Source organism: Mesorhizobium sp. WSM3879 (assembly GCF_002294915.1).
Classification (GTDB): domain Bacteria; phylum Pseudomonadota; class Alphaproteobacteria; order Rhizobiales; family Rhizobiaceae; genus Mesorhizobium.
The window spans coordinates 40,997-63,723 of sequence record NZ_NSFZ01000012.1 but is presented as its reverse complement, the minus strand read 5'-3'; the positions used below and the strand labels follow the sequence as shown (position 1 = coordinate 63,723).

The window sequence follows — 22,727 nt, the reverse complement described above, 5'->3', positions numbered from 1 at the left end:
TATATGGCGGAAGTGCCTCTGCACACGGGGAGACTTCAGATGAAAGCTGCCGCAGAACGCGACCCTCGCAGGCGCGAGCTTTTGAAGGATCACGGCCCAGCCGGACTGGCCGCGAAGTCTGTTTCCGGCCGCGCCGCGGCCCAGCGGCGCCGACGACGCGCCGCCCACAGTCAAGACGTCCCGCCGATCCGTTCGCGCCAAGCATGATCCGTTCCAGTGCTTTCCTTCCCTAGACCGAGGCGAGGCCGCTCGTCGCTCTGGATAGGCCTGATCGCAACGCTCTCCGGCTGCGCGGGCGGGGTGCTCGACCCGCAGGGCCCGATCGGGGCGGGCAACCGCACGATCCTGCTCAACTCGCTGGCGGTCATGCTGGTCATCGTCATTCCGACGCTGGTGGCACTGCTTTTGTTTGCCTGGATGTTCCGCGCCTCCAACCGCAACGCGCGCTACGAGCCGGAATTCACCTATTCGGGGCGCATCGAGCTGATCGTCTGGTCGATTCCGACGCTCACCATCCTCTTCCTCGGCGGGCTGATCTATTACGGATCCTACCATCTCGACCCGCGCCGGCCGATCGCCTCCAGCCAGCCGCCGCTCGACATCCAGGTGGTGGCGCTCGACTGGAAATGGCTGTTCCTCTACCCCGACCAGGGCGTCGGAACGGTCAACCAGCTGGTCATCCCTGCCGGCGTTCCCGTTCGTTTCAAGCTGACCTCGGCCAGCGTGATGAACACCTTCTTTGTGCCGCAGCTCGGCAGCATGATCTATGTCATGAACGGCATGCAGACCGAGCTCAACCTGCAGGCCGACCGCGAGGGCGACTATCTCGGCCTGTCGGCGCATTTCAGCGGCGATGGCTTTTCCGACATGAATTTCCGCGTGCGCGCCGTCCCGCCCGACGAGTTTGCGCGCTGGGCCTCTTCGCTGCATGGCGCCGGCGGCGTGCTCAACGCCCGCGCCTATGGCGAGCTTGCCCGGCAGAGCATCAACGTGCCGCCGGCCTCGTTCGGCGTCGTGCAGGACGGCCTGTTCGACGCGATCGTGCGCCAGACGCTGCCGCCCGGTCCGGGTCCCGCCGAAACCGCCGCCGGCGAGCCGCAGGTAAGCCCCAAGGCCCAGCCCAAGGCCGGGACGCCGGCGCCTGCCCAACAGCCGCAGCCGAAAGCGGGAGGATGACGATGCTCGGCAAGCTCGACTGGTCTGCCATTCCCTTCGATGAGCCCATCCCGCTGGGCGCCGCCCTCATCGTCTTCCTGGCGGCCGCCGCGGTGCTGATCTGGGTCACGGTGAAAGGATACTGGCCCTATCTCTGGGACGAATGGATAACTTCGGTCGACCACAAGCGCATCGGCGTCATGTATATCGTTCTGGCGGCGCTGATGCTGCTGCGCGGCTTTGTCGATGCCGTGATGATGCGCACGCAGCAGGTGCTCGCCATCCACGGGCCGGGCTACCTGCCGCCCGAGCATTACGACCAGGTCTTTTCGGCCCACGGCACGATCATGATCTTCTTCGCCGCGATGCCCTTCGTCATCGGGCTGATGAACTTCGTCGTGCCGCTGCAGCTCGGCATCCGCGACGTCGCCTTCCCGACGCTGAATTCGGTGAGCTTCTGGCTGACGGCGACCGGCGCGCTCCTGGTCAACATCTCGCTCGTCGTCGGCGAGTTCGCGCGCACCGGCTGGCTGCCCTATGCGCCGCTGTCGGAGACGACCTACTCGCCGGGCGTCGGCGTCGATTATTATCTCTGGTCGATCCAGATATCCGGCGTCGGCACGCTGCTCACCGGCGTCAACCTGGCGACCACCATCCTCAAGATGCGCGCGCCTGGCATGGGCTATCTGCGCATGCCGATGTTCTGCTGGACATCGCTCGCCTCCAACCTGCTGATCGTCGCGGCCTTCCCGATCCTCACCGCCACGCTCGCCATGCTGACGCTCGACCGCTACCTCGGCTTCCATTTCTTCACTAACGAAGCCGGCGGCAACCAGATGATGTTCATGAACCTCATCTGGGCGTGGGGCCATCCGGAGGTCTACATCCTGGTGCTGCCCGCCTTCGGCATCTATTCCGAGATCTTCTCGACCTTCTCATCGAAGCCGCTGTTCGGCTACCGGTCGATGGTCGCCGCGACGCTGTTCATCTGCATCGTCTCCTTCATGGTCTGGCTGCACCACTTCTTCACCATGGGCGCCGGGGCCGACGTCAATGCCGCCTTCGGCATAGCCACCTCGGTCATCGCGGTCGGCACCGGGGTCAAGATCTACAACTGGCTCTTCACGATGTATGGCGGGCGCGTGCGCTTCGACACGCCGATGCTGTGGGCGCTGGGCTTCGTCACCACCTTCATCATCGGCGGCATGACCGGCGTGCTGCTCGCCGTTCCGCCGGCCGACTTCATGCTGCACAATTCGCTCTTCCTGGTGGCGCATTTCCACAATGTGATCATTTCGGGCGTGTTGTTCGCCGCCTTCGCCGGCTTCACCTACTGGTTCCCGAAAGCCTTCGGCTTCCGGCTGCACGAGGGCTGGGGCAAGGCCGCGTTCTGGTTCACCCTTGCCGGCTACGTGCTGGTCTTCGTGCCGCTCTATATCGTCGGCCTGCTCGGCATGACGCGCCGTCTCCAGCATATCGACATGGACCTGTGGACGCCGTGGCTGGTCGTGGCGGCCTTCGGCATAGTGGTGATGATCGTCGGCGCCGCCTGCCAGGTCGCGCAGCTCGTCGTCTCGATCAGGCATCGCGACGAACTGCGCGACGAAACGGGCGACCCTTGGGACGGCCGCTCGCTGGAATGGTCGACATCCTCCCCGCCGCCCTTCTTCAACTACGCGCGGCTGCCGCATGTCGAGAACGAGGAACCCTACTGGACCATCAAGCAGCGGGCGATGGAGGAGCAAAGGCCCGGCGAGGACGAAAGCTATGAGCCGATCGAAATGCCGCGCAACAGCCCGACCGGCTTCGTCACCGCCTTCTTCAGCACGCTGATCGGCTTCGCCCTGATCTGGCACATCTGGTGGCTGGCGATCGTAGGCTTCATCGGCGCCTATATCACTTTCGTCGTCTTCGCCTGGCGAGAGCACGGCGACTACGAAGTCTCCGCGGAGGAAGTCGAGCGCATAGACCGCGACGGCAGGGCCGCACAGCTTGCCTGGCTGCGCAGACGGGAGCGCGTGGCATGAGCGACATCACGGCCGGCAGCGCGGCGCGCGATCCCTACCGGGTTGGACGGTCAGGCGGGCATGGTCATGGGGGACACGGTCATGGGGGTCACGGCCATGCGGGACACGGCCATGGCCTGCTCTCGGCGACCGGCCACGGCCAGGGCGGCCCGGCCTCGAAGTTCGTCACCGTGGCCTACGGCTTCTGGATCTTCCTCCTGTCCGACATCATCATGTTCTCGGCTTTCTTCGCCGCTTACGCGGTCCTGTCGACGGCGACCGCCGGCGGGCCATCCGGTAAGGAGCTGTTCGAGCTGCCGCGCGTTGCGGCGCAAACGGGGCTGCTGCTCACATCGAGCTTCACCGGCGGGCTGGCGACGCTCGCGACCCAGCGCCGGTCGATGGCCGCCACCCAGTTCTGGCTTCTGGTCACCGGCCTGCTCGGCGCTGCCTTCCTGTTCCTCGAGGTGCAGGAATTCGCGGTGATGGCGAGCGAGCAGGCAGGCCCTTCGCGCAGCGCCTTCCTGTCAGCCTTCTTCGCCCTTGTCGGCTGCCACGGCACCCATGTCGGGCTCGGCCTGCTCTGGCTCGGTACCATGATGGCTCAGCTCTGGGTGAAGGGCTTCCGGCCGGAAATACTGCGCCGGCTCCACTGCTTCGGCCTGTTCTGGCACGCGCTCGACATTATCTGGGTCGCCATCTTCACCCTGGTCTATCTCTTGGGAGCGTCGCCATGAGCGACATCGACAGCCGGACCGACGAGGAACTCGACCGCCGCGATTCGGCGCCGGGCGAGGAGCGCATCACCGAGCATGAGCTGGCGGGAGGGCTGTCCGGCTACCTGCTCGGCTTCGGCCTGGCGATCCTGCTGACCATCGCCTCTTTCCTCGCCGCGCAGACCGGCCTGATCTACCAGCCGGCGGTGATCTCGGCCCTGGTGGTGCTGGCGATCGCGCAGATGGGCGTGCATCTGGTCTTCTTCCTGCACCTGACCACCGGGCCCGACAACACCAACAACGTGCTCGCGCTCGCCTTCGGCGTGCTGATCGTCGCGCTGGTCGTGATCGGCTCGGTCTGGATCATGGCCCATCTCAACCTGAACATGGCTCCGATGAGCGCCCATCAGGCCAGGATGATGCCATAAGGCGGCTCAACCCGCCGGCAGAGGCGTTCTCCCGCGTGGGTCGCCACCGTCACAGCCGGCCCGATCGACGTCATGACCCCATGCCAAAAGCATGGGGTCACATCGATGTGAGAGGGTTTTATAGACTTCCCGCCGGTCAGTGAATGCCGATGCGTCGCGTCACCTGACCGTTGCTTTCCCAGTAGGTATGCTTCTTGGCAATGATGGGATCGTCCATTGCGGGTTGGACCTGCCCTCCGGTACTAACGGCGCGCGAGGTGACTGTGTGCTCCCCGGCGGAGGGCTTGGGCCAGTCGACGGACCATATCTTCCAAGCGAAGTCCGCCTTTTCGGTTTCATCGATGGTCGCCGGCATCCATGGGCCGTCATCGATCTTCACCTCGACCCGCTCGATCGGCGCGCCCCAGGCCGCCCCGACGATCCTGTAATCATTGCCGATATGAGTGACCCGGGCCGGCGCAGACTTCAGGCGCGCCCTCCCGACAGAGGTTTCCATCCATACCGTCTCTCCGTTGTGCTCCTCCTCGCGCAGCGTGACATAATCGCGTCCCATGAACTGGTTCACGAAGCGTTGGTCCCTGACTTCGATACGCTTGAGCCATTTCACGTTCGCGATCCCGTACCAGCCCGGCGCTATCAGCCGCAGCGGGAACCCGTTATCGGCAGGCAAGGCAGTGCCGTTCATCTCGTAGCAGAGGATATTTTTGGGGTCCAAGGCGTCGGCGAGCGACATGCTGCGCGCAAAGTTCTGCGTAAACTTGACGTCGTCGGCTCGCTTGATTTCACCTTTATCGGCGCCCCAGAAGACAATCTCGATGCCACTGTCGAGGACGCCGACCTCCATAAGGATCGGGGCGAGCGGCGTGCCCGCCCAGCGAGCATTGCCAATCCCGCCATTGAAGAACGGCAGGCCAGTATTGCCCGAACATTCGACCGTGAACGTGACTTCCTGGCGTGGTCGAGCCTTGATGTCGGCGAGCGTCAGGGCAGTCGGCTTTTTGACGGACCCGCCAATTTCGAGCTTCCACGTGCTTTCGTCGATGACCGGCCGGTCGAAATGCGCGATTGAGAAGAACTTGTCGTTGGGCGTCACCCAGGAATCGAGATCCTCCCACACCAACTGATTTTTGATGACTTGCGGAACCGGGTTTGGCGGCAGCTGATCGAGCCATCTGATGACTTCCTCGCCGGCCCGGGTTGGAAAAGCATAGGCAATCCGCGATTGAAAGGACGCCAGCGCCACGAGGGTTGCCCCTCCTCGAACCATGAATTCACGTCTGGGAAGGTAATGCATGATCACTTCTCCTCCAGTGAAAAGCTCAGTTCTCCTTCAGTGAGTAAATGCGAATAGCGACCGCGATCGCGCAAAGCAGAAGCCGGACGCGGCGGGCAATGATGAGAGCGCGTGGAACAACCCCCGAGTTGGAAGTGCGCCCTAGTTGAAGCGACGTCTCCCGCTCTCAATGCGCCGGCGTGTCAGGTCCGAGCCGGCGGTCTTCAACTATACGCCCTATCTGTCGTCGTGGCGAGGGCAAGGGCTGGCATCTTCGCATCAGGACTCGATACCTGCATCGTGCTCCAAGCTTGAATGCCGCCGACGATTGATGCGTTGCATCTTGTGAACGGCATGGACCTGGTCAGCACCGATGTCAGCTCTGAGGCGTTGCCGATCCTGCCAAAGTCCGACCCGTGACGTCCCACCAGGTCTTGACGAAGATCGGCGGGCCTGTTTGAGACTCGGGGTCAAATGGGGACACGTGCTCCACGGGGAGACAAACAGGCGGTGGGCAGGCTGTGAGGCGCGTTTTTCGATTGCTTGCCGCGGCGATCCTGGCGGCCGGCGTGGCCGGGTGCACCAGCATTTCCTACTACGCGCAGTCGCTGGAGGGCCATGTTGAGATCATGGCGGCGCGCAAGAATGTCGGCAAGCTGATCCGCGACCCCGCAACGCCGGAGGCATTGCGCGTCAAGCTGACGTCGGCGAGCGCCATACGCCGCTTTGCCACGGATGAACTGGCGCTGCCCGAAAACAGCAGTTACAGCAGCTATGTCGACATCGGCCGGGACGCTGTGACCTTGGCGGTTTTTGCCGCGCCGCAATTCTCGCTCACGCCCGTAACATGGTGCTTTCCGGTCTTCGGCTGCGTTCCGTACCGGGCTTACTTTTCCCGGAAATCGGCGGCTGAGAGCGCTGCCGAACTGCAGCGACAAGGGCTGGACGTTTACGTCTCGGGAGTCACCGCATATTCGACGCTCGGATGGTTCAGCGATCCGCTGCTCAGCACCATGCTGCGTCAGGACGACACCTATCTCGCAAGCCTGATCTTCCATGAGCTGGCGCATCAGAAAATCTATGTGAACGGCGACTCCGCGTTCAACGAGGCTTTCGCGGTTTCGGTCGAAACCACCGGCGTCAGGAAATGGCTCCGCGCCACCGGCAATCGCGCGGGATTGCGCCGCTACGAAGCCAATCGCAAGCGCAGCGCCGATTTTCTCGGCCTGATAGCGAAAACCCGGGACGAGTTGCGGCAAGTCTATGGAAGTCCGCGTAGCCCGCAGCAGATGGCCGCTGCCAAAGCAGCCGCGATCGACAGGCTGCGGATGCGCTACCGGCGCATGCGCGATACGCGCTGGGCCGGATACCGGGGCTATGACGCCTGGTTCGATAGCCCGATCAACAACGCAAAGCTCGCCGCGACTGCCGTCTATGGCGAACAGGTTCCGGCGTTTCTTCGCCTGTTCGACTTGTGCTCCGGCGACTATCCAAGGTTCTACGCCGCCGTTCGAAGGATCGGGAATTTGCCCAGACCTTCGCGCGCGCAGACGCTGAAGACCGTGGCGGCGTGCGATTGACGCGAACAGGCAGGGGCCGGCCGCGCGTACCCGACATGAGCGAAGCCAACTCGGGCAGCCCATCACACAGGGCGCGCCATATGCGATTGCCCTTAGGCAGCCGCGCGGTGCCGCGACGCCCAAAAAGGCCTCTTGCGGAGCCTCGTCGCAACAGAGGCGCCCGGTCGGCGCGCGGCCTCTACCTCGAAAACGTCACGGTCACGCCGCGCTGGCGGAAATAGGCCTGCATCAGCTTGCGGCCCGCGCGGTTGTTGTGCGCCAGCTTGGCCGGCTCGAACACCGCCTGTTTCAGCCCTTCCCGCGCCATCGCCGCCTTGAGCGTCGCTATATGCGCATCGATGTCGGCGTTGTCCGCGCGGATCGAGGCATAGATGCTTTCGGTCGCTTCGGCCACGGTCGGTTCGCTCACTTGTGTCGTCCTTCGGTTGATTGCGCGGCGGCTTAACCGGGCCTGAAAACAAAAACAAGGCTCCATGGGGCCTTGTCGCACTCACCTCTCAGGAGAACCCTGCCCTATTCTCCCCGCCAGTTGCTTGGCGTTTTCCGGCGTGATCGCCCACGCCGATGCGATCGCCCCAACGTAAAGGCGTCCAACGGCTACGAAGTGAGCGCCAGCCACGCCGTGCCGAAGACCAGCGTCAACAGCGTCAGCGGCAAACCGACCTTGAAGAAAGCTGCGAAGGACAGCTCCTTGCCGGCCGCTCTTGCCTGCTCAGCGACGATGAGGTTGGCGACCGAGCCGAGCAGCGTGAAATTGCCGGCGAGCGTCGAGCTCATCGCCACGACCAGCCACGCGCGGTGGGGGTTTTCGAGCCCCGGGATGAACGGCCTCAACGCCAGCACCGCCGGCACGTTGCTCATGACGTTGGAAAGCACCGCGGTGAAGCCGGAGAGCCGCCACACATCGTCGAGGCCCATATTCTTCGCCGCGGCGATCATGTCGGGCGTGAGCAGCGTGCGCTCGGCGCCCGCCACGACCACGAACAGTCCGGCGAACATGAAGAGCAGCGGGCCGTCGATCTCGCGGTAGATGCGGTGCGGCTTGATCGCGCGGGTGACGAGCAGGAAAGCGCCGGCAATGAGCGCCGCCTTGGCGACGGGCACGCCAGCGAAGAAGGCGAACGCCAGCACCACGCAGACGATGGTCGCCTTCAGGACCTGTCCGGGCAGCATGCGGCCGCGATAGACCTCGGGGCTGAGCTCGGCGGCGCGGGAGAATTCGCCGCGGTAGACGATGCGGACAATGACGATGACGGCGACAAGGCCGAACAGCGCCACCGGCGCGAGCGCCGCCGTGAAGGCCGGATAGGAAATGCCCGAGAGCGCGCCGATCACCATGTTCTGCGGGTTGCCGGTGATGGTGGCGACGCTGCCGCAGTTGGAGGCCGTGCAGGTGGCGATCAAATAGGGAACCGGGTTGCGCCGGATGACGCGGGTGACGTGGACGACGATCGGCGCCATCACCAGGCAGATCGCGTCATTGACCAGAAAGGCCGAAAGCACTCCGGTCAGAAGCGTCACCATGACGAGCAGCATGAAGGGCGCGTGCGCATGCTCAATGGCGAAGCCGCCGAGCGCCCGGAACGCGCCCGACACTTTCAGATGCGCGACCACGATCATCATGCCGAGCAAAAGCGTGATCGTGTCGAAATTGATGGCGCGGTAGGCATCCTCCATGCCGATCGCGCCGATGGCGATCATGGCGGCGCCACCGAGCAGCGCGATGCCGGCACGATCCAGCCTGAAGCCCGGAATACGGCCGACGGCAACGCCGGCATAAGTGGCTACCAGGATGAAAAGCGCTCCCGCGCCGGTCCATGTCATTACAGGAAAATCCCGTTGCCTGCCCGCGCCCGACGGAATCTGCTCGGGCGCCCTTTGCCGGACGAGCTTTAGCAACGGCAGCGCAAAGGGAAAGGGTCGAGGGATGAAACTTTCGTCATCCGTCCGGGGCTTTTATATCTCGGATAGCTAATGTAATGTCTTGCGAAAACAGGACCGACAATCCAGTCGTTGGGGACTAAATGGATGAACGCGGTCGTTGAAGCGGAGCATCGCGTCTCGCCAAACGAGAATCTGATGCCCTCGGCGGAATGCCGGCGCTGCCATGGCGCCAGGAAAATTTTCATTTGCGACCGCTGGGTCGCCTCCAACGGCCATTGCTGCCCGGAAGGAACGCACCGGCTGAGCTGTCCGGGACACAGTGTGGTCTGCCTGGAATGCGGCGGATCGGGAGGCCAGAATGCCTGACCGGGTTCTTACCGACGTCGCGCTGACCGTCGCTTCGCCGTCCGTCCGACCGCGACAAGGCCGGTTGCGCAGACATCGTCATCGGCGGCGTCTTGCTGTTCGAAAGCCTTGCGGTGTTCCGGCGGCGAGCCATATTCGTACCGCAGAAGCGATCACTGAAAGCTGGCGCCTCGATGAAAAGCCTGACGAACGCCCTTGTTGCCGGCACGATGTTATGGACCGTGGGCGCCGCCGATGCGCGGCCCGACACACGCGCCATGACCTGTGGCGAGACGCAGGCGCTGATCCAGCGCCGGCATGCCGCCGTGCTGACCACCGGGCCCAACACTTATGATCGTTTCGTGCGCCAATTCGGCAATGAGTGCGACTGGCCGGAAGTCCCGATGTCGGTCGCGGTTCCGACCCGTGACGGTCCATGCCGCGTCTACCGCTGCGAGGAACCGGTCTTCGACTTCCCCGGTTGAGCGACGTACCGACCGCGCTGTGGAACAGTTGAGGCGGCATGCGAATTGTAGCGGATGGTGACACCAATGTCCCGGCTGCAGGAGGAACGGCCATGCTCAACGATGTCATGCGTAGCGGCAGCTGCCTGTGCGGCGGTGTCCAGTTCCGGGTTACCGGGGAGCCGCTGAGGGTGGGACTTTGCCATTGCAAGGACTGCCGCAAGACCAGCGGATCGGCGTATCAGGCCTTTGCCATATGGCCGCGCCAGGCATTCGAAAGCGCGGGTATCACCAGCACCTATGGCGGACGAAGCTTCTGTCCAACCTGCGGCAGCCGCTTGCCGTCGGTTCGCGAGGACGAGGCCGAGGTGATGATCGGCAGCCTGGATGTCGTGCCGACCGAAGGGCTTGAGCCCAGCTACGAATTGTGGATCGGTCGGCGCGAGCAGTGGTTGCATCCTCTGCCCGAGGCGAGCCAATTCGAGCATGACCGGACCGTCGCTGAGTCGGCGGCCGATGATGCCGAGCCGGAGGCCGTGCGGGAGCCCTATCGCGAATCGGCCTAAATGCTGAATGGCAGTAAGGCTTAAGTCGCAGAGCAAAGACGCATCGGTCCAGCGAGCCGGCGCCTATGCCCCTGAACGACCGGGCGCTGACCGCGAGGGCCTTGTCTTCTTCTGGAAGTCGGGCATTTTCAACCAACGGTCGGTTTGCCGGAGCGGCAGCGGCCGCTAGCATCCCCGGCGCGGCGAAAACCTTTTGGAGGCCGCTTCGGCCGGCGCGGCTCAGGCAACACCAGCATTGCCGCGCCGGCCTTACAAGATGGATAGTATGTCCAGCCCAGGCGTTGCGTCCGGGCGAATACAACTTTTGATGTTGTTTAAGTTCGAAAGCTTCCTTCTCGCGCGAAGCACCGGCTTCATTTGCGACACGGAAATGAAAATTGTTTCGGCCAGAGAAAATTTTTCACCAAACGTATTTCCTGGATGATGCCAACTATGCGGCGTAGCTACGCAAGCAAGCGGCAGGCCCAATCATTTTCCTGCCTTGTACAAAAACTCACCTTTGTTTTTTTTTGATTTTAAGACATAGTACTGGCGAATCCTGAAACCGGACGGGGCGGTTTCCATGACACTGGCGCCTCAACGCAGCCGCAACCTGCATATGCGGTATCCACCGATCGACGGGTTTTGGACCTGGGACATCAAGCGCGACCGCGTGTATGGGGACGCGAATCTGTCCGCTTATTTCGACCTGACGCTCGAGGAGTTCTCGCACGGCGCGCCGCTGGAGCGGTGCATGCAAAGCATCGAGCGGGACGATCAGCCGCGGGTTCGGCTGGCGATCCGCAAGGCCATCGAGCGCAGGTCAGGTTTTCGCGAGGTCTACAAGGTCCGCTCGGAAAAGATGGGGCTGCGCAAGATCCTTGCCGTCGGCCAGTGCTATGTCGATGACATGGGCGAGGCAGCGCTCTATCCCGGCTGGTTCATCGACCTGACGCAGGATGCCGCGGGCGAGGATCACTCGCTGCGCGAAATCCATGAACATGTCGAGCAGGCCAGGGAAATCGCGCAGTCGATCGGGGACGACATGCTTTCCTACCTGCTGGACAACATCCAGGAAGAGATCCTGCAAAGGCTTGGCGAGAGATCGAGGAGGCGCAAATCGTCCTGAGGCGATCTTTGTCAGTTTCTCGGCCGGGTTCCGGGCTAGCTTCTGGGCGGAAGCCTGCCGCGCCTGCCGATCTCGGCCGTCACCATGCGCGCGAAATGCGAGTGGGGCGAGCGGCGCTCGATAAGCTTGGCTCGCTCGAGCGCGGCGTCGCCGTAGAATTCGATCAGCACGTTGGCGGCCTTGGCGGCATCGGCCTGCAGCCTGCCGAGATCGGCCTGTCCGCTCCCGCTCGCGGGCTCGCTCCTGGCAATCACGTCAAGCATGGCTTGCAGCTTGTCGGGAGTGCTGCCCTCGTCTTCATGCATATTCGCCATCCGATTGGGGGCGTAAAATATCGACATTTTCGCGCGATGTGCAACAGCTTCATTGATCGAGCGTAGGTGCAACCGGGCGCAGCCTGGCCGCGAGCCAGCCGACAACCTTCGTACAAGTATAGTGAGCCAAACTTCCACGCAGACATTGGGGGCACCGATGGACCAGCCGAGCAAAATGGAAAACCTGCAGTTTGCGCAGGGCATCTTGCGCGAGCTTCGCCAGAAGGCTGAGGCCGATGGCGAAAGGCTTCTGACCTATCTCATCGACATGGCTTACCTTGAAGCCAGCGACCGCATCCGAGCCCACTGGATCGGCAGCCACGAAAACGAGAACCGCCGGGCCAAGGGCTAAGGCCACAATTCCAGCCGGAGCATGCCGGCGAGGTGCGGGCTTGCGCCCGGAACGCAAAAAAGCCCGCCAGGCCTTGCGGCACGGCGGGCGTGATAGTGAATACGGCTGCTGCGCAGCCCTAATTTTATGATGCGGCGGCCTTTTCGCGGACGGGCAGCTTCCAGCCCGGCCGAACGAAATGGCAGGTATAGCCGTTGGGGTAGCGCTCCAGATAATCCTGATGTTCGGGCTCGGCCTCCCAGAAGGCACCGGCCGCAGCGAGCTCGGTGACGACCTTGCCTGGCCAGAGACCCGAGGCGTCGACATCGGCGATGGTGTCTTCGGCCACCCGCTTCTGCTCGTCGTTGGTATAGAAGATCGCCGAGCGGTAGCTCGTGCCGACATCGTTGCCCTGACGGTTCCTAGTCGTCGGATCGTGGATCTGGAAGAAGAACTCGAGCAGCGTGCGGAAACTGGTCTTGGTCGGATCGAAGACGATCTCGATCGCCTCGGCATGGGTGCCGTGATTGCGGTAGGTTGCGTTCGGCACGTCGCCGCCGCTGTAGCCGACACGGGTGGAGATCACGCCGGGCAAGCGGCGGATCAGATCCTGCATGCCCCAGAAGCAGCCGCCGGCAAGGACCGCGCGTTCGGAAGAAGCCATGTCAAACCTCCTTGGATTTCTCCATAAGTGGGGATTGTGGCCCGCTTCTTCCAGCGGCTCAAGCACCTGGAAAAGGCGCCTGAAAAAGGCGACGGGAAAGGCGCCTGGAAAAGGGCGACTGGCAGGGAAACTGACCGAACCACGGTGCCCCAGTCTGCGCCGATTGCTCGCCGGTCGAGCAAACCGGCGAGCCTCGGGCTGAGCGCCAGCTTCACTTGGGCCCTTTATCGCCCCTGCCGTTGTCGCCTCCGCCATTGTTGCCCCGGCCGGGATTGCCCCGGTCATGGCCATGGCTTTCACCACCGAGGCAATTCGCGTCGCCGACGCCGCAACAGCGGCCGGCCCAGAGCTTGTTGGTCGGCGTGTTGTCGCATTCGTAGATCTGCTGGCCGGCCATCGCGGATCCACCCAGGGTGGATACGGCCAGGGCGGCGAGAAGTGCATTGCGAAGGATTGCAGGCATCGAAAATCTCCATGGATACACGGGTGTTCATTTGCACCGATGCGTCGCATGGCCACGCGAATTGGTTCATCGCGATTGGCAGAATTCTTGCCGGCCGATGTCGCCAATGCTCGGTACCGATCGGCACGGCTCCCATTCCGCGCCGCTCATTCTTCTGGTGCGGGCCTGAAGCGCCGCACCAGCACCTCGAACACGATGTCCGAAATCCACATGGCCGAGACACCGATCAGGAAGGCGGCGGCTAGAGTGGTGGTGTCGTCGGCGGCGTCGGGCATCGGCAGGCCGCTGGCCTCGACCCAAGCGACCGTGGGGAGCGTCAGATAGGCGGCGGCCAAGGCGCCGCAGATCGGCGAGGCGATCATCTCGCGCAACTTGTAGCGATGGCGCGACAGTGCCCTGAGCACCCCGCCGGCGAGCCCGGCGGCCACCACTTGGCCCTTGACGCCGAGCAGATCGAAGATGTCGTGCATCAGGGCCTCCAGCCACAGAGTTTTTCGCCCTTGCGGTTGTGGGCGAGAAGCGTCCGCGCCTCCTCGTTCGACAGCGTCTCGACGGCCTTGCCGGAAAGACGCAACGGTGAGGCAACCGCGCAGAAACCGCCCTTGGCCGTGGTGCAGCCGCAGAGCGCTGCGACGACGGCGGCGGCGATCAGTCCCTTGCCCATGACTTCAGCTCCTTCTTGACCGCACCGGCGGGCTGCGCGCCGATATCGTTGTCGATCTGGGCAGTGATATCGCGGGCTGCCGCCTCGCTGGCCGCCTGCCGGTCGCGCTCGGCCCGCGCCCCCGCAAGCCTTTGGTGAAAGCCCCAACCAAGTGCGGCAATGAAGGAGGCCAGAACGCCCAGAATCGCCGGATTTCCGGCGAGGAAGGACAAGAGCGCCGTCATGCCAGCCACCACACGACGAGCGCCGCGATCAGGAGCAGCGCACCGATGACCCAAGGCAAAGCCTGGCGAACGAGTTCGGTGAAGACCTCGACCATTTTGCTACCTCATTTCGACCAGTGGAATTTGCGGGCGAGCGCGTACCAGGCCTCGGCGGCGAAGCTGAGCGCCAGGCCGAGGGCGGTTTCGAGCGCCATCTGGATGTCGGGATCGGCCGAGAGCGCCTCGGCGTCGCCGGCACCCAGCAGCCCACGCGCGACGAGCACGCCCGCGCCATAACGCAGCGCTATGCGGATGATGACCCCGATCATTGGCAGAACACTCCGAAGAGATTGCAGGGAAGATGCGCGGCCCAGGCGGCGGCTGAGCCGAGCGCCAGCGCGACAAGAGCGAGAACGCCGGCGGCCCTGCGAGCCGATGGCTGCGAAGCGGCCGGCTGGGCGTCGTCGCCGCCAGAGGCGTTGATGGCCGGCTGCGTGGCGTCAGCGACCGGAACTCGCGACGAGGATTGAAGCGGCGCCTCCGGCTGCGCCGAGAAGAGCAGCGCCTCGGAGCGCACCGAGGCGACGCGCGCGCTCCAGCCCTTGCCGAAGGTCGGCCAGATCGGCAGCCGCTGGAGGAAGGCAAGCCGCGCATCGCAAAGCATGTCGATGACGACGCCGGCGGGTTTCGCCCGGGCCGCGGCGAGCGTCGCCGGCCCGATGCGGCCGTCTTGGGCGACGCCGAGCATTGCCTGAAGGTATTTCGCCGCCCTGCCCGGCCCGCTGTTCACGGCAAAGTCGAAGACGGCATAGTCGACGCCGTCGGGGAGCTCGGCGCCGGATACGGCGTCCCAGTAGAATCGCCGATAGACGGTGGCCACCTGGCCGTCCGTGATCTTCCTCAGATCGCCCTTGCTGGCGTCGGCCTTCACGTAGCGGCGGAAGTTCGCGAGTGTGACGCCCTTCATGGTGGCGCCGCCGGGATCAGCTTTTCTGTCCGACCAGCCGCCTTCGGATTTAAGCACGAGCGCAAGCGCCCGCGCGAAGTTGCGGTCCATGAGAGGCTCCTTGGCTTGCTGGTTGGTGGGAAAAGCTCGGCCGGCGACTTGCGTTCACGCCGATTCAGTTCTTTAGAAAAACCTTAATTGCCGTGTGGCAATGTCAGGAGACGGCGGTTGGGCTCCGCCGGTTCGTGGGGTTGAGGCGTTCACGCCGAGGGGTTGGGCAAGATGGGTTTGATGTTACCCGAAATGGGCGAGTGCCAGGGCTGCGGCGGCACCGGCACGATTTTCGAATGCCCAAGATGGCGCAGTTCCAACGGCCACTGCTGCCCGGCGGGAACGCATCAGCATAGGTGCCCGGGCGTGAGTGTGCGCTGCGCGGAGTGCGAGGGGACGGGTGGGGTTCGGGTGGCTGAGGGGTGTGCGGTGGAGAGATTGGTGTGACACACTAGTAGGCAGCCGCTTGATTCGACTCGCTGCGGTGGCAGCTCTGAGCTGCCCACGAGCCGCGCTCGAATGAAGCGCCATACGGACGCCCGCACCGGGTCGGTTTACGAGTTTCTTTTCTCTCGGAAGGCAGTGGTTTCACCCAAGATTGTTTTGCAGTAAGACTTACCTATGTGGATCTATGGCATCTCCGCACTAGTTGTCGGCCTCTTCGCTGCTCTGTGGCAGCGTAGACGCCCAGCTCTCGTTATCAGCTCTGAGGAAGCTATCCGATTGAAAATGCTTCCTCTGTTCACGAACAATTGGAGCGATGAAGACTGGAGTAAGTGGCGTCGGCTGATGGATGCCGACATGGTTCAACTTTCGGATATCGAAGGCGATTTCGGCCCGAGTTATCTCATGGTGCTAACGCCAGCGGGCGAGAGAGCGCTTCGGGTCTGATCGAGCTGCGTTTGCCGCGATGCAGAACACATCGGAGCTGGCGAAGACCAAGTGCCTCTTCTTAGGCAGTCTTTCCTTATCGGAGAGCCATAAGGATTAGGAGTTGCCCGCTCCCTGTGTTTGTGGGGTTGGCCGTAACGCCCCTAGCCGTTTGCGCTGAGCCGAATATGTCGCATGCGCAACTCAAGCACGAGACACTTTCAGGCTGGACATCAAACTTCTCGGTGAGATTAGTCCACGAAATGCTGTCCGCAGTTGATCCATTGTATGCAAGCCCTCCAATCCAGCCACCAGCCTGACAGTCGATCGCCGCATTCAATGGGTCAGCAGAACTTGTATTGACCGCTGTTGGCGTTGTGCTGCTTTTGAGATTGAAGAGCGGGATTACACAACAGGCGGCCCGAGCCATCCCGGCGCTGAAATTAACGTTCACGTTTCCAGTTGCTCCGCGCGGCGCAGAATAAAAGGCGAGCACCGTTGTCCCGTTGAACTGCTTGTAAAGCAGCGAGCAGTCTTGACCGCCAACATCGAGTGACACAAAATCGGCGACCGAGCCCGAGCGCGCCATGATCCCTATAATGGGATATGCGTCTACCGTGATCCCCGACGTAAGACCGGTGAACGCGAAGGTTGTTCCATCGGTTGTGATTATCTGATTCAGGACTGTGCCCTGAGCGACCGCAGGGACCGTTACCGAGGGGGTCGTAATCGGAAAAGGGAAGCTCATTGGAGCGCCTGTACATGTACATGAGTGCCACCCTGTCCCTTTGAAATGAACAAGCGGAACTTTTGTCCCGAAGTAGTAGTGAAGGCGTCTCCGGTTACCTTCGTGAAGCCCGAAGTGACGATGGCACCCGCGCTTGCACCATTCGTGTAGTCAATCACCAGGGAATAGGAACCTGATGCCGAAGGCGCGGCCAGGGTGTGCGCGCCGTTGTTGGTGGCCGACCGGAAATTGCCTCCGGCTGGCGAGGGCGTGTAGATTCCGCTGGACTTGGTGCCATCGGAAACGTCGGTGCCAAAATATCCAGCGTTCAGCGTTGTATCGGCATCCTTTCTCACCATGGAGGCGACTATCTCCGCCAGCGTATCAAACGCCGCGGACACCCCGCCTAGCACCACATCGATCGCTGCCTTCACAAACCCCGTGGTCGCGATCTGCGTCGTGTTGGTACCAGGCGCAGCGGTCGGTGCCGCCGGCGTGCCGGTGAGCGTTGGGCTCGCTTTCGGCGCAAATGTCGTATCGACATAGGCCGTCGTGGCGATCTGAGTGGAATTGGTTCCAGCCGCCGCCGTCGGCGCCGTAGGCGTGCCCGTAAACGTCGGGCTTGCCTTCGGCGCAAGGCCCGACACCGCTACGCCGCTGTCCTTCACCACCTTGCCCGTCCCGCCGTTGAAGGTGGCGATGTTGTCTGTCTCGGCGGAGGCCGGTCCGGCGACGAGGCTCGCCACCGCCACCCCACTGTCCTTGCCGGCCTTCCCCGTCGTGCCGGCGAAGGTCACGATGTTGTCGGTCACCGAACTCGCCGGCCCGGAAAAGTCACCACTGCCCAGGCCATCCGCGCCTTTGTCGCCGGCGCGGGTGAAGATCAGCCAGATGCCGTCGGCGGTCGTGGGTAAGGTGCCGGCGCCACTGACATAGGCGAGCGTCAGTTTGCGATAGCCGCCGCCGTCCACCACCGAGCCGGTGACGCTGTAGACATAGGCGATTGCCGCTGACGCCTTTGAGCGCAGCGAGAGCTGGCCCTTGATCGGGTTGGTGCTGTCGTCGAACGTGTCCAGGATGCCGCTCACCGTGGCGCCGCTGGAATCGAGGTTGTCGATATAGGCGGCTGTGGCCGAGGCGGCGCTGACATTGTTCAGCCGCAGCGTGCCGTTGCCGGGGTCGGCATCGGCGGTGCTAGGGGAAAAGGTGTAGCCAAGTGCCGCCACGGCGTTGGCCGCGGCGGCGGCGCTCGCCGCGGCGTTGGTGGCCGAGGTCGTCGCATTGGTCGCCGAGCTGGCAGCGGCGCTTGCCGAGCCCGACGCGGCCGTTGCCGAGCCGGCGGCGGCACTTGCCGAGGTGCCGGCGCTGGTCGCCGAACCGGAAGCCGTGGACGCGGAGCCGGCCGCTGCCGTCGCCGAAGTGCCGGCATTGGTGGCGCTGGTCGCCGCATTGGTGGCGGAAGTGGACGCGGCGGTGGCCGAGCCGGAAGCGGCCGTGGCCGAGCCAGCCGCATTGGTGGCGCTGGTGGCGGCGGCATTCTTGGAAGTGAGTGCCGCGGCAGCGCTCGCCGCAGCGGCATTCGCGGCGTTCACGGCGTCGCCGAGCGTGTCCTGCGACAGATAGAAGCTCAGCGTGATCGGGTCGGCGCCGATCGCCGGATCCAGCGTCTCGAAGGCATAGACCCGATCGGCCGAGACCGTCCCCTCCTGCACATGCACGGTCGTGCCCTTCTGCATCGTGCGCGCCGTGCGGGCGTCGGCGGCGCGGAACCACTGGCCCTCGCTCGCCGTGTAGATGCCGTTCTCGGTCTGGTCGGCCTGGTCCTTGACCAGTACGCGGTCGCCGACTTCGGTCAGCACGCCATCAATGGTCTGCAGGCCGTAAAGGGTGATGTTTGCGATCGTCGCCAGGCGCACGGGTTCGCGTTCGCCGGTCAACAGGCGAACGGCGGCAGTTGCAGGTCGGGCCATAGGGCTTGCTCCATGAAAAAAGCCCCGCGAAAGCGAGGCTTGAAAAGATCGGGATTAGCGCGCGGCCAGATTTGTAGCCGCACCGGAATCAGCTCTTTGTCACCGCGATTTTCGCCAACAGCTTCATTGAGCCTGTCCGCGCTCGGTATCCGAGCCATCTGAATCCAAAATTGCGCCCGCTCCAGCCGCCCCGCCAGCGGTGCCAGCGCTCCTGGAAGCGCGAAATGGCGGCCTGGGTGTTGAGATTGTTCTGGCGCAGCCGCGAGTCGTACAACATCGCATCAAGGTCGACCTGCCCCTGCCGGCGTTGGCCGCCAGCACTTCGGTCGGAGAACCGGAACTACGGCGACAGTGCATTATTTCTATGCGGCCGACCGAAGGCACCTCAAATGGTTACGAATCGGCTTTGCGGCGCATCATTCTCTGCCTAGGTCAGTGTGCCCACTTCGATCGTCGAACGGTTTGAAGCTAGCCATAGGAAGGCCCAGTGCATCCAGAACGTCCAGGATACGCTCCGACATGACGAGTCGCAGATCCGAGGCAATACCGAAGTCGGAGTGGCCGGCCTCTCCCTCTATCTTTAGCCAGACAAGAGGCGGAATCTTAACGTCGGAATAAACGTCACGAAAATTGTCGGAAATTGTGATTTCGACGTCAGCGAATGTCGCACCGGAGAAACCGGCCTGCTGCAACGCGAATTTGGCCTCCTCCGTGATAAGAAAGCAAGGAAAGCTTGCTACGAGAACATCGCCGGGCCAGCCGTCGACTTGAAACACAAGCTTGTTGACGATCGGCGGATGCACACTTACGTCCATCACAGTACCCTCATCCAGTTCGCCCACAACAATCGGCTCTACGTAGAAGTATTTCATTAATCACCTATAGGAGGAATTACGGTGACACTGCACTATTTTCTATCGACTGACCGGAGACAGACCCAAATAGTGGCTAGTCAGTTTTGAGGCGGATCATATCCTCCGCCCAGCTGTGCTCTATTCGTCGAACGGTTTGAAGCTGGCCAAAGGAAGCCCCAGTTCATCCAGAACGTCCAGGATGCGCTCCGACATGACGAGGTGGAGATTCGAGGCGATGCCGAAGTCGTCACGACCTGCCTTTCCATCAACCTGCAGCCAGACAAGCGGCGGGAGCTTTACGCTGGAAAAGACGTCGCGAAAATTGTCGGAGATTGTGATTTCGACGTCTGCGAATCTAGCACCGGAGAAGCCGGCTTTTAGCAGGGCGCGCTTGGCCTCTTCTGTCACAAGAAAGCAAGGAAAGCTTCTATGAGAACATCGCCCGGCCAGCCATCGATCTGGTAGACGAGCTTGCTGACGATCGGCGGATGCGCGCTTCTGTCCATAACAGTTCCGCGATCCATTCCGCCAGCGGTAACGGGATCTACGCAAAAATATTCCATCATTCACCTATTGGTGGGTCGAAAAGATGCCCGTACTTTTTGTCGATTTCGGTGGCTTTATCAATTACCTGCTGACGAGTGGCGGTTGGATGAGATCGATAAAAATCCATCCACTCGCTTTTAACTACCTTGTGGTGCAAATTTGTATCAAATTCTCCGCGAATTCCTCGAAGATTCTCATTCGAATTTATTTCCTGCTCAGTAAATAACCCTGGATACTTTTCAATAACCTGCTGCTCAACGCTATGGTGAACCACGTAGTCACTTGCATTTAGGTAGCATTCCGACCAAAAAAGGTCTTGCGATGGTTTTTTGATTCCTCCCATCCTACTGCAGCTCCCGTATATTTGACTCGCACCGGATCTCTGGCAAGCATTGCCCCGAGCATCGCATTTCAAATTCGCGCTTCGACCGCGGAACTGGTTGAAATGCAAAGCGAGCAAGCCCTTGTTGGCGTCGGAGGGTTTCGGCATCTACACCGTGAATAAGTGCCTCGCCCGCCTCAGCTACACGCCGGGCCGCCCGAGATCGAGAGCTTCTCACCCCACTGTTTCGCGGCCTTACCAGTCCCCTTCAGGCCAGAGGCGGCCAACCGCTCGCCAGGAATGGCTCCGAAGGCATCAAGCAATGCTTCGCTGTAGTTACCCTCCAGCACCGCATTGCCCGCCTTTTCGAGCGCAAACGACGCCCCCAGCGGGGTGATATCAGCTACCGAAGCGCTGTCCTCGCCAAGCCCATCTGAGCCCACAAGCTTTTGCGCGAGAAGACGCCATAGGCTCCCTCGCTCACTGTCTCCCGCGAATAGTCGCCCTAGCCATTCTTGATCTGTGGGGATGTAGTTAGTGAGCTCTGCTTGCGACCCTGAACGACCTAGGTCGACTGTCTTAGCCAAATCGAGAAGCCCCATGGGGTCGACTATTGCTTCCCGGCGTGTTCGATCGGCTATGCCTTTCTCTCTCTGGGCCGCGCGGCGCGCTGGCTCTCTGGCATGTTCGGCAAGGCAGCGGCGAACAGCCTGTCGAACAGGCCAGTCTTCATTACTCGGCCATTGTGCGGATCGACCTGGCCATACATGGCCTCATGCAGGCCGCTGCCATCGGCCGGCGCGTTCGCCGTCGCCTCGTCTTCGGCCTGCGCGATCTCGCCGTCGAACCGGCGGCGCGCCAGTTCGGCATCGAACGCCTCCTGCTGTTCCTTCATCTGCTGGTAGCGCTCGGCGACGGCGGAGAGGTGATCGCCCAACCCTTGCATGGCGCCGCCGATCGGCGAGCCCTGGGGATATTGCACCCCATTGCCGATATCGAGCCGGCGCTGGGCGACGGAAAGAGGAATGATGTGTACCATTCAGGTGTTCCCTGCCCAACTTGCTCTGGAAAAGGGGGAGGCGCCGACGATCACGGCGTTGCCCGACTGCAGGCTGCCGGAACTCGGACTCTTGGTCGGGTCGTAGATTTTGGAGAGGCCGCCGATGAGGCTGCTGCCAGCGTTGAAGATCGAGGCGGTCATCGCCTGCTTGCCTTGGAAGCGCGAGACGGCGGCCTGGGTGTTGAGATTGTTCTGGCGCAGGCGCGAGCCGTACAACATCGCATCGAGGTCGACCTGCCCCTGCCGGGCGTTGGCCGCCAGCACTTCGGTCGGCGAGCCGGCAATGCCGACGCCCGAGGCACCGGCCTGGGCACGCGCCTGGGCCTCCAGAAGGTCCTGCTTGTGGCGCTCCTGGCTCCGCTCGAAGGCGGCGCTTTGCGCGTCGGCCTGCGCCTGCTGCTCGTAGGCCTTGGCTTGGTAGTTGGCCAATTGCTGCTGCTGGGCGCCCTGCATCAGGGCGCCGCCGACCGAAATGGCCGTGCCGAGTAGGGCTAATGTGCACATGGTTCAGCCTCGCTTGGGTTTCTTGGTTGAGCCGGCGACGGGCGCGCGGAGCCCCGGACGCGCGTCGAGCGCGCCGCCAGAGCTGATCAGCGAAAGAAGCAGCCGGTCGGCCGCCAGGCCGGCGCGGCTGAGGCGCGCTGGCGCGGCCGCGCGCGGACCGGCCATGGCGGCGCGGCGGGCGGCGGCCAGGCTCACCTTCCGGCTCGGCAGGCCGGCGGCGTCGAACAGGCCGTTGGCGGTGGCAATCGCCCGCGACAGCGCGTCGGCCCCGAACAGCTCCTCGCGCAGTTCCTCGACCAGCCGGCGGGCAGCGCGCCAGCGCGCGCCGAGCAGCGCCACCTTGCCTTCGATCTCCTCGCTGAGCGCCTCAATGTCGGCGCGGGCTTCGGTTTGAGCCGCAGTGGCCTGGCGGTCGCCGGCGGCGGCGATTGCTCTTTCCAGTATCGCGATCGTGTCGTTGCAATCGTCGAGCGCGGCGCGCGCGGCGGCAAGATCGCCATCGCCGAAAATGGCGCGGTCTTCCGCCTGCTTCAGGTCTTGGCGGCTGGCGACGGCTTCGCTGAGATCGGTGTCGAGCAGAGCGATGACGGCGGCGAAATCCGCAGCCGTCCGCGCCCTGCCGAGAGCTTCGGCATGGGGTGTCATGTGTGGGTTCCTTGGTGGACGGAGAGGCCGGCGGGACAGCACCCCCTCTGTCCTGCCGGACATCTCCC

29 protein-coding genes are annotated in these 22,727 nt (G+C 63.0%); 9 read left to right on the top strand and 20 right to left on the bottom strand.

Annotation, left to right across the window (positions count from 1 at the left end; translation table 11 throughout):
• The first annotated feature begins 216 nt into the window (after positions 1-216).
• The 4 genes from cyoA to cyoD are packed head-to-tail and all read left to right on the top strand — an operon-like array spanning position 217 to position 4,305.
• On the top strand, positions 217-1,176 hold the full coding sequence (cyoA, locus tag CK218_RS23610) for a ubiquinol oxidase subunit II (protein ID WP_095829064.1): 960 nt from the start codon (positions 217-219) through the stop codon (positions 1,174-1,176).
• Positions 1,177-1,178: 2 nt separating this feature from the next.
• A complete protein-coding gene (gene cyoB, locus CK218_RS23605; RefSeq protein ID WP_066997176.1) occupies positions 1,179-3,182 on the top strand; it encodes a cytochrome o ubiquinol oxidase subunit I in 2,004 nt (667 codons plus the stop codon).
• Positions 3,179-3,898, top strand: coding sequence for a cytochrome (ubi)quinol oxidase subunit III (locus CK218_RS23600; protein ID WP_095784114.1), 720 nt, complete (start codon positions 3,179-3,181; stop codon positions 3,896-3,898). Before cyoB ends, CK218_RS23600 begins: the two co-directional genes overlap by 4 nt.
• Positions 3,895-4,305 (top strand): cytochrome o ubiquinol oxidase subunit IV, encoded by a 411-nt coding sequence (gene cyoD, locus CK218_RS23595; RefSeq protein ID WP_095778315.1) that lies wholly within the window; start codon positions 3,895-3,897, stop codon positions 4,303-4,305. Before CK218_RS23600 ends, cyoD begins: the two co-directional genes overlap by 4 nt.
• A 136-nt stretch (positions 4,306-4,441) precedes the next feature.
• Here the strand turns inward: cyoD and CK218_RS23590 are convergent, their stop codons facing one another.
• Positions 4,442-5,599 carry a sulfite oxidase gene (locus CK218_RS23590; RefSeq protein ID WP_095829120.1) on the bottom strand — a complete coding sequence of 386 codons (1,158 nt, stop codon included), beginning with the start codon at positions 5,597-5,599 and terminating at the stop codon, positions 4,442-4,444.
• Between the two features lie 500 nt (positions 5,600-6,099).
• Between CK218_RS23590 and CK218_RS23585 the strand changes: the two genes are divergently transcribed.
• Positions 6,100-7,158: an aminopeptidase gene (locus tag CK218_RS23585; RefSeq protein ID WP_095829063.1), complete on the top strand. Its 1,059-nt coding sequence runs from the start codon at positions 6,100-6,102 to the stop codon at positions 7,156-7,158.
• Positions 7,159-7,336: 178 nt separating this feature from the next.
• Here the strand turns inward: CK218_RS23585 and CK218_RS23580 are convergent, their stop codons facing one another.
• Both CK218_RS23580 and CK218_RS23575 read right to left on the bottom strand, forming a co-directional pair.
• Complete coding sequence (locus tag CK218_RS23580; RefSeq protein ID WP_095829062.1) at positions 7,337-7,567, bottom strand: hypothetical protein; 231 nt, start codon at positions 7,565-7,567, stop codon at positions 7,337-7,339.
• 188 nt (positions 7,568-7,755) lie between these two features.
• A complete protein-coding gene (locus CK218_RS23575; RefSeq protein WP_095829061.1) occupies positions 7,756-8,982 on the bottom strand; it encodes an anion transporter in 1,227 nt (408 codons plus the stop codon).
• Between the two features lie 599 nt (positions 8,983-9,581).
• Between CK218_RS23575 and CK218_RS23570 the strand changes: the two genes are divergently transcribed.
• The 3 genes from CK218_RS23570 (at position 9,582) to CK218_RS23560 (ending at position 11,525) form a co-directional block, all read left to right on the top strand.
• On the top strand, positions 9,582-9,872 hold the full coding sequence (locus tag CK218_RS23570; RefSeq protein WP_066997170.1) for a hypothetical protein: 291 nt from the start codon (positions 9,582-9,584) through the stop codon (positions 9,870-9,872).
• A gap of 92 nt (positions 9,873-9,964) precedes the next feature.
• Positions 9,965-10,417, top strand: a complete 453-nt coding sequence (locus CK218_RS23565; protein WP_066997067.1) for a GFA family protein — start codon at positions 9,965-9,967, stop codon at positions 10,415-10,417.
• 562 nt (positions 10,418-10,979) lie between these two features.
• Positions 10,980-11,525: a hypothetical protein gene (locus CK218_RS23560; RefSeq protein WP_095829060.1), complete on the top strand. Its 546-nt coding sequence runs from the start codon at positions 10,980-10,982 to the stop codon at positions 11,523-11,525.
• Positions 11,526-11,560: 35 nt separating this feature from the next.
• Here CK218_RS23560 and CK218_RS23555 read toward each other — a convergent pair whose 3' ends face one another.
• A complete protein-coding gene (locus tag CK218_RS23555) occupies positions 11,561-11,830 on the bottom strand; it encodes a hypothetical protein (protein ID WP_127241096.1) in 270 nt (89 codons plus the stop codon).
• A gap of 166 nt (positions 11,831-11,996) precedes the next feature.
• On the opposite strand from CK218_RS23555, the gene CK218_RS23550 reads away from it, so the two are divergent.
• Entirely contained in the window at positions 11,997-12,191 is a 195-nt protein-coding gene (locus CK218_RS23550; protein WP_066997056.1) for a hypothetical protein, read from the top strand.
• Positions 12,192-12,315: 124 nt separating this feature from the next.
• On the opposite strand, the gene msrA is transcribed toward CK218_RS23550, so the two are convergent.
• From msrA to CK218_RS23470, 16 genes are all read right to left on the bottom strand, one after another.
• On the bottom strand, positions 12,316-12,834 hold the full coding sequence (msrA, locus tag CK218_RS23545) for a peptide-methionine (S)-S-oxide reductase MsrA (protein WP_066997053.1): 519 nt from the start codon (positions 12,832-12,834) through the stop codon (positions 12,316-12,318).
• Positions 12,835-13,045: 211 nt separating this feature from the next.
• Positions 13,046-13,297 (bottom strand): hypothetical protein, encoded by a 252-nt coding sequence (locus tag CK218_RS23540; RefSeq protein WP_066997050.1) that lies wholly within the window; start codon positions 13,295-13,297, stop codon positions 13,046-13,048.
• Positions 13,298-13,443: 146 nt separating this feature from the next.
• Complete coding sequence (locus tag CK218_RS23535) at positions 13,444-13,767, bottom strand: hypothetical protein (RefSeq protein ID WP_066997047.1); 324 nt, start codon at positions 13,765-13,767, stop codon at positions 13,444-13,446.
• Positions 13,767-13,961 (bottom strand): hypothetical protein, encoded by a 195-nt coding sequence (locus CK218_RS23530; protein ID WP_066997044.1) that lies wholly within the window; start codon positions 13,959-13,961, stop codon positions 13,767-13,769. Before CK218_RS23530 ends, CK218_RS23535 begins: the two co-directional genes overlap by 1 nt.
• Positions 13,946-14,185, bottom strand: a complete 240-nt coding sequence (locus CK218_RS23525) for an ABC transporter permease (RefSeq protein WP_095829058.1) — start codon at positions 14,183-14,185, stop codon at positions 13,946-13,948. The genes CK218_RS23530 and CK218_RS23525 overlap by 16 nt, the downstream gene beginning before the upstream one ends.
• 104 nt (positions 14,186-14,289) lie before the next feature.
• Positions 14,290-14,493 (bottom strand): hypothetical protein, encoded by a 204-nt coding sequence (locus CK218_RS23520; protein ID WP_095829057.1) that lies wholly within the window; start codon positions 14,491-14,493, stop codon positions 14,290-14,292.
• Positions 14,490-15,221 carry a glycosyl hydrolase 108 family protein gene (locus CK218_RS23515; protein ID WP_245435164.1) on the bottom strand — a complete coding sequence of 244 codons (732 nt, stop codon included), beginning with the start codon at positions 15,219-15,221 and terminating at the stop codon, positions 14,490-14,492. The genes CK218_RS23520 and CK218_RS23515 overlap by 4 nt, the downstream gene beginning before the upstream one ends.
• Positions 15,222-16,775: 1,554 nt before the next feature.
• Positions 16,776-18,728: a hypothetical protein gene (locus tag CK218_RS23505; protein ID WP_095829055.1), complete on the bottom strand. Its 1,953-nt coding sequence runs from the start codon at positions 18,726-18,728 to the stop codon at positions 16,776-16,778.
• 416 nt (positions 18,729-19,144) lie between these two features.
• Positions 19,145-19,600 carry a hypothetical protein gene (locus CK218_RS23500; RefSeq protein ID WP_095829054.1) on the bottom strand — a complete coding sequence of 152 codons (456 nt, stop codon included), beginning with the start codon at positions 19,598-19,600 and terminating at the stop codon, positions 19,145-19,147.
• 120 nt (positions 19,601-19,720) lie between these two features.
• Entirely contained in the window at positions 19,721-19,990 is a 270-nt protein-coding gene (locus tag CK218_RS31200) for a hypothetical protein (protein ID WP_245435162.1), read from the bottom strand.
• On the bottom strand, positions 19,987-20,148 hold the full coding sequence (locus CK218_RS31195) for a hypothetical protein (protein WP_245435160.1): 162 nt from the start codon (positions 20,146-20,148) through the stop codon (positions 19,987-19,989). The genes CK218_RS31200 and CK218_RS31195 overlap by 4 nt, the downstream gene beginning before the upstream one ends.
• A complete protein-coding gene (locus tag CK218_RS30330; protein WP_143749692.1) occupies positions 20,145-20,471 on the bottom strand; it encodes a hypothetical protein in 327 nt (108 codons plus the stop codon). The genes CK218_RS31195 and CK218_RS30330 overlap by 4 nt, the downstream gene beginning before the upstream one ends.
• Positions 20,472-20,647: 176 nt before the next feature.
• Positions 20,648-21,052 (bottom strand): hypothetical protein, encoded by a 405-nt coding sequence (locus CK218_RS23485; RefSeq protein WP_095829052.1) that lies wholly within the window; start codon positions 21,050-21,052, stop codon positions 20,648-20,650.
• Positions 21,053-21,087: 35 nt separating this feature from the next.
• Positions 21,088-21,489, bottom strand: coding sequence for a hypothetical protein (locus CK218_RS23480; protein ID WP_179294579.1), 402 nt, complete (start codon positions 21,487-21,489; stop codon positions 21,088-21,090).
• The gene (locus tag CK218_RS23475) at positions 21,490-22,014 is read right to left on the bottom strand and encodes a hypothetical protein (RefSeq protein WP_066997015.1); all 525 of its coding nucleotides are present in this window, start codon (positions 22,012-22,014) and stop codon (positions 21,490-21,492) included.
• Positions 22,015-22,017: 3 nt separating this feature from the next.
• Positions 22,018-22,659, bottom strand: a complete 642-nt coding sequence (locus tag CK218_RS23470) for a hypothetical protein (protein ID WP_095829051.1) — start codon at positions 22,657-22,659, stop codon at positions 22,018-22,020.
• Positions 22,660-22,727 lie beyond the last annotated feature (68 nt).